Source organism: Terrisporobacter sp., from assembly GCF_017888745.1.
Taxonomy (GTDB): domain Bacteria; phylum Bacillota; class Clostridia; order Peptostreptococcales; family Peptostreptococcaceae; genus Terrisporobacter.
In genome coordinates, this window is the sequence record NZ_JAGHFM010000007.1 from 1 (window position 1) to 3,864 (window position 3,864).

Sequence of the window (3,864 nt, forward strand, 5' to 3'; positions counted from 1 at the left end):
ACATTATATAGTATTAATTATTGCATATAGAATTATTATTAGAAAATTATAAATTCATATTATTTTTTAATATTAATCTGCTTATAGTAAATAATAATAAAAAGTTACTTACTATATGTAAATGTAAATAAATTATATAAAATAATATACATTTAAGTAGATAAATTGCAATTATATTACATTTTGTATTTATAAAAAATAGAAGTTATGATAAAATGTAGAAATCAGATAAAGAATTCGTTTTGAAGTGAAATATAAATAGGAGGAAAGAAATGAAAAATAATGTAACAATAAAAGATGTTGCAAGACTTGCTGGTGTATCAATATCAACAGTTTCGAGGGTTATAAATGATTCAAAGCCAGTAACGGACGAAGTCAAGCAAAGAGTTTTAGACGTAATAAAGGAGACTGGATACGTTCCAAATCCCCTTGCTAGAAGTCTTGTAACTAAAAAAAGTAAACTAATAGGAGTAATAATTCCTGAAGTTTCAGACTCTTTTGTAAATGAAATATTAAATGGAGTAGAAGCTATTTCTAAAATGTATGACTATGATATACTTTTAGTTAATACTTATTCAGATAAGGAACAAGAATTAGATAGTATAAGATTACTTAAAACTAAACAAGTTGAAGGTATAGTGATGGTATCTTGGATACTTGATGAAGACCATGTAAACTGCATGAAGGAGAGTCGTATTCCAGCAGTTTATATAAGTAAAACAGCAAGAGACTTTGACTTATATACAGTAAGTACAAGTAATGAAAATGCTTCTTATGATATGACTAAATACTTGATAGAAAATGGTCACAAAGATATAGCATTTATTATGACAAGTATAGATGAGACTATATTAGAAAAAGAAAGAAGATCTGGATACGAAAGAGCGTTAAAAGATAATAATATAGAAATTAAATCAGAGTTAATAAAGCATGGTAATACTGATTATGAGGGCGGATATAATAGTATGAAAGAGCTTTTAGATAATAATATAATACCATCAGCAGCCTTTGTAACAGGAGATGAAGCTGCTGTAGGTGCTATAAATGCTATATTTGATGCAGGTTACAGTGTTCCGGAAGACATATCAGTAGCTGGATTCAATGATACAAAATTAGCAAAAATTTATAGACCAAAATTAACGACAGTATTCCAGCCTTTATTTGATATGGGTGCAGTTTCAATAAGAGCTTTAATCAAACTTATAAATGGTGAAGAACTTGAAGATAAGAAAATAGAACTTCCATATCAGATTATGGAAAGAGAATCTGTAGCAAAGAAAAAATAATTTATAAAATATATTTTAAGTACATTGTCAATTTATGACGATGTACTTTTTTTTTATAATTTAGCTTGTATTAAATTGGAAAAAATTAGAAGGTGTTTTTAAAGAAAATGTAGAATATCTATCTAATGGAGATTACTTAACAAACATTTTCTAATAATTGGGAAGGTTTAATTTCCAACAACTTTTAGGTAATAGGAATCTTGGATTCTACTGACATGATGAAATAAAATTTTTATTTAATGTTATAAATAATAATATTAAGGGTTGTGGGAGGTTTATATGAAAAAAATAATAATCAATGGTAATAGCTTAACGTTAGAAGATTTAGTTAATGTTGCGAGACATAACTACCCAGTTGAAATAAGTGAATCTGCTTTGGAGAAGGTTAAAGTGTCTAGACAAATAGTTGATGATATTGTTGAAGCAGGACAAATATCTTATGGTATTACAACTGGTTTTGGAAAATTTTCTGATGTAGCTATATCAAAAGATGACTGCAAAGAACTTCAAAGAAATCTTATAATGTCTCACTCTTGTGGAGTCGGAAATCCTTTAAGTGAAGAAATAGTAAGGTCTATGATGTTACTTAGAACAAATGCTTTATCAAAAGGGTATTCAGGGGCTAGACCAGAAACTCTTGAAGTATTGACTCAAATGTTAAATCAAGGTGTTCATCCAATAGTTCCTGAAAAAGGTTCACTTGGTTCTTCAGGAGACTTAGCACCTTTATCTCATATGGTACTAACTATGTTAGGATTAGGAGAAGCAATTTATCAAGGTAAAAGGATGGATTCAAAAGAAGCTATGGAGAAGGCAGGAATTAAACCTCTAGAATTTTTATCAGCAAAAGAAGGTTTAGCATTAATAAATGGTACACAATGTATGACTGCTATTGGTGCTATAACTGTTTATGATGCATTAAATTTAATGAAAACAGCAGATATATCTCTTTGTCTAACTATGGAAGCATTAAATGGTATAACTTGTGCTATGGATGAAAGAGTTCATTTAGTAAGACCTCACAAAGGCCAATTTAATACTGCAAAAAATGTATTAACTATGGTAAAAGGTAGTGAAATGGTAACTGAACAAGGTGACCTTAGAACTCAAGATGCTTATTCTTTAAGATGTTCACCACAAATACATGGAGCTAGTAAAGATGCTTTAGAATATGTAAAAGAAAAATTAGAAATAGAAATGAACTCAGTAACTGATAACCCAATCATATTCCCAGGAGAAGATCAAAAGATAATATCTGGTGGTAACTTCCATGGTCAGCCAATGGCTTTAAGTTTTGATTTCTTAGGAATAGCTTTATCAGAATTAGCTAATATATCTGAAAGAAGATTAGAAAAAATGGTAAATCCAGCTCTTAGCTATGGACTACCAGCATTTTTAGTAAATCACGGAGGATTGAACTCTGGATTTATGATAGTTCAATATAGTGCGGCATCTTTAGTATCAGAAAATAAAGTTTTAGCACATCCTGCAAGTGTTGACTCTATACCATCTTCTGCAAATCAAGAAGATCATGTATCTATGGGTACAATAGCTGCAAGAAAAGCTAGAGATATAATGGATAATGTTAGAAAAGTTATTGCTATGGAAATATTGACAAGTGTTCAAGCGATAGATCTAAGAGGAAAGAAAAAATTAGGCGTAGGCACAGAAGCTGCTTATAGAATAGTTAGAGAACATACTCCTTTCATAGATAAAGATAGAATAATGTACAAAGATATAAATATTTGTGAAGATTTAATAAAAGATAACTTATTAGTTGAAGCTGTTGAAGAAGCTTTAGAACAAGAAATATTATTATTTGAAGATATAGAAGCAAGCAAAGCATTATCATACTAATTAAAATATATTTTTATTAAAGGAGAATTCAAGATGGAAAAAACTATTAGTTTAGAAAATAATCAAGGCTTTACAAATGAAGATATAAATGGAGCAATGACTATAAAGTTAACTGAAATACCAAAAGAAATACCTAAATTTGAAGATGGTATAAGAAGAGCTCCAAGAAGAGAGGCAAAACTAAGCAATGCTGATATAAAATTAGCACTTAAAAATGCTTTAAGATATATACCTGAGGAGTATCATGAAGAATTAGCTCCTGAATTTTTAGATGAATTAATGACAAATGGAAGAATTTATGGATATAGATTTAGACCAGAAGGAAAACTTGTAGGTAAACCGATAGATGAGTATAAGGGTAATTGCACAGAAGGAAAAGCTTTCCAAGTTATGATAGATAATAACTTAGATTTTGATGTGGCGCTATATCCTTATGAATTAGTTACTTATGGAGAGACAGGGCAAGTATTCCAAAACTGGATGCAATACCAACTAGTAAAAAAATATTTAGAAGTATTAAATCAAGATCAAACCTTAGTAATACAATCAGGTCATCCTGTTGGATTATTTAAATCTAAACCGGATGCACCAAGGGTAATACTTACAAACTCACTTATGGTAGGTATGTTTGATAACCAAGAAGATTGGAAGAGAGCAACTGCAATAGGTGTGGCAAATTATGGTCAAATGACTGCTGGTGGATGGATGTACATAGGGCCAC

Annotated in this window: 2 protein-coding genes and 1 pseudogene; all 3 read left to right on the plus strand. The window is 29.8% G+C overall.

Annotated features, from left to right (window positions below):
- Nucleotides 1–272: 272 nt before the first annotated feature.
- Entirely contained in the window at nucleotides 273–1,286 is a 1,014-nt protein-coding gene (locus J7G74_RS00205) for a LacI family DNA-binding transcriptional regulator (RefSeq protein WP_297130188.1), read from the plus strand.
- 279 nt (nucleotides 1,287–1,565) lie between these two features.
- Nucleotides 1,566–3,143: a histidine ammonia-lyase gene (gene hutH / locus J7G74_RS00210; RefSeq protein WP_297130190.1), complete on the plus strand. Its 1,578-nt coding sequence runs from the start codon at nucleotides 1,566–1,568 to the stop codon at nucleotides 3,141–3,143.
- Nucleotides 3,144–3,176: 33 nt separating this feature from the next.
- Nucleotides 3,177–3,864, plus strand: a pseudogene (locus J7G74_RS00215) (urocanate hydratase); the annotation flags it as partial.

Coding starts and splice junctions, on each gene's coding strand:
- J7G74_RS00205 (WP_297130188.1), top strand. CDS start 273: ATGAAAAATAATGTAACAATAAAAGATGTTGCAAGACTTGCTGGTGTA.
- hutH (WP_297130190.1), top strand. CDS start 1,566: ATGAAAAAAATAATAATCAATGGTAATAGCTTAACGTTAGAAGATTTA.